At 74.2% G+C, this 2,315-nt stretch carries 2 protein-coding genes; both read right to left on the bottom strand.

Annotated features, from left to right (window positions below):
• Nucleotides 1-1,113, bottom strand: a 1,113-nt coding sequence (locus DW297_RS00115; RefSeq protein ID WP_136028491.1) for a DUF58 domain-containing protein, incomplete at its 3' end; no start/stop codon positions are given.
• Entirely contained in the window at nucleotides 1,114-2,085 is a 972-nt protein-coding gene (locus DW297_RS00110; RefSeq protein WP_136028490.1) for an AAA family ATPase, read from the bottom strand.
• Nucleotides 2,086-2,315 lie beyond the last annotated feature (230 nt).

The following is a 2,315-nucleotide window of genomic DNA, read 5'->3' as shown; positions in this document are numbered from 1 at the left end:
CGTTCCGCCAACGCGCCGGGCACCTCCTAGATGGGGGAACAGCCCCTGCGACGCGGTCGGGAACGCGCCGAGGAAGCCGCGTGCGGACTCCGCCGCGTCCTGCGCCGTGAGCGCGACGATCAGCGAGGGGCGCGTGGTCAGGGTGCGCACCGCCGCGAACGCGCTCTGCCAGTCGGTGTCCACGAGTCGTGCGTGCACGGGGGCCATGGCGTCGGTGAGCGCGGGAAGGAGCGCGGTACCGTCGACGCCGGTGACCCTGGCCCGGACGACCCGGTCGAACATCAGCAGGTGCACGTGGTCGCCCGCTCGGGAGGCGAGGGCCGCGAGCAGGAGCGCGGCCTCGAGGCTCGCATCCAGGCGGGTGCCGTCGCCCACGCGGGCCGCTGCCGTGCGACCCGTGTCGACGAGGATGACGACGTGGCGGTCGCGTTCCGGGCGCCAGGTCCGCAGCATCGTGGTCCCGGCCCTGGCGGTCGCGCGCCAGTCGATCGAGCGCACGTCGTCGCCCCGCACATACTCGCGCAACGAGTCGAACTCGGTGCCCTGACCGCGCACCTGGATGCTCGTGTTGCCGTCGAGCTCCCGCAGCCGGGCGAGCCGGGAGGGGAGGTGCTTGCGGGAGCTGAACGCGGGCAGCACGCGGATGGCGCCGCGGACGAGGTGGCGCGCCTGCCGTCCCGCGATGCCGAGGGGCCCGCGCGAGCGGATCACGACGAACTCGCTCACCAGCTCGCCGCGACGGCGAGGATGCAGCGGCAGCTCGACCCGTCCGCGCTCACCCGATGCGATGCGCAGGCGCTGGCGCTCCAGGGGCGCACCGGCGGTGGGCTGCCAGGCGTCGCGGATCACGGCGTCGAGCGTCCGCGTTCCGTGGTTGTGCAGGGCCACGCTGACCGGCACGGGTTCGCCGAGGCGCGCCCGCGCGGGCAGCCGGCGGGTGACGGTCACCGCGCGGGGACTCGCCGCCCGCACCACGTCGAACACCACGAGCAGGGCGCACAGCGCGAGCCAGCCTCCGAGCACGGCGTACGGCGGCACCCCCGCGAGACCGGTCAGGACCAGCGGGACGATGCCGACGGCGAGGGCGACGGCGAGGCGTCCAGTGACGAACACCTAGATCGGCACCCTGGTCTGCTGCACCACGGAGGTGAGCACCGCGTCGGCGGACACGCCCTCCATCTGCGCGTCGGGCCGCAGCTGCAGCCGGTGGCGCCAGACGGGGACGAGCATGGTCTGCACGTGGTCGGGCGTCACGGCCGTCGACGCGTTGAGCCAGGCCCAGGCCTTGGCGGCAGCGAGGAGTCCGGTCGAGGCGCGCGGGCTCGCGCCGAGCTCCACGGAGGGGGACTGGCGGGTGGCCCGTGCCAGGTCGACGACGTAGCCGAGAACGTCGTCCGTGACCTCGACGGCGGAGGCCGCGTGCTGGGCGGCGCGGATCTCCTCGGCGCACACCACGGCCTCGACGCCCGTGAGCTCGCGCGGCGAGAAGCCCTGGGCGTGGCGCCGCAGCACCGACACCTCGGCGTCGCGCTCCGGCATTCCGACGACGAGCTTCATCAGGAACCGGTCGAGCTGCGCCTCGGGGAGCGAGTACGTGCCCTCGTGCTCGATCGGGTTCTGGGTCGCGGCGACCAGGAACGGATCGGGCAGCGTGCGGCTCACGCCGTCGGCCGACACCTGACGCTCCTCCATGGCCTCCAGGAGCGCGGCCTGCGTCTTCGGCGGCGTGCGGTTGATCTCGTCCGCCAGCAGGATGTGCGTGAACACGGGTCCGGCGCGGAAGTCGAACTCGCCCGTCCTGGCGTCGTACACGAGTGAGCCGGTCACGTCGCCGGGCATGAGGTCTGGCGTGAACTGCACGCGCTTGGTGTCGAGCCCCAGGGCTCTGGCGAACGATCGCACGACCAGCGTCTTCGCGACGCCGGGCACACCCTCCAGGAGCACGTGACCGCGGGCGAGCAGCGACACCAGCAGACCGGTGACGGTGCCCGCCTGGCCGACCACGGCCTTGTCGACCTCGGTGCGGACGCGGTGCATGGCCTGGCGCAGCGCGGCGTCGTCGATGGGACGATTGTCGTCGGTCACGGGGTCTCCTCGGATTCCGGGGTGAGCGGGGGTCGGTCGGGGCGGCGGGGCGTCATCCGTCGTCGCTCCGCGCGGTGCGGGCCGTGTCCTCGACGGCGGTCTCGAGCTCGTCGAGCTGGCGCGCGAGGGCGATCAGGGCGGCGTCGTCGGCGGGTGGCCCTCCGGCGAGCAGCGCCTGCAGGGTGCCGCGGGGGATCCGCAGCCGGTCGGCGGCGGCGTCGGCGACCTCG

It is taken from the genome of Microbacterium sp. PF5, assembly GCF_004794315.1.
Lineage (GTDB): Bacteria > Actinomycetota > Actinomycetes > Actinomycetales > Microbacteriaceae > Microbacterium > Microbacterium sufflavum.
Note: the sequence above shows the minus strand (reverse complement) of the source record. Positions and strands in the feature narration are given on the sequence as shown.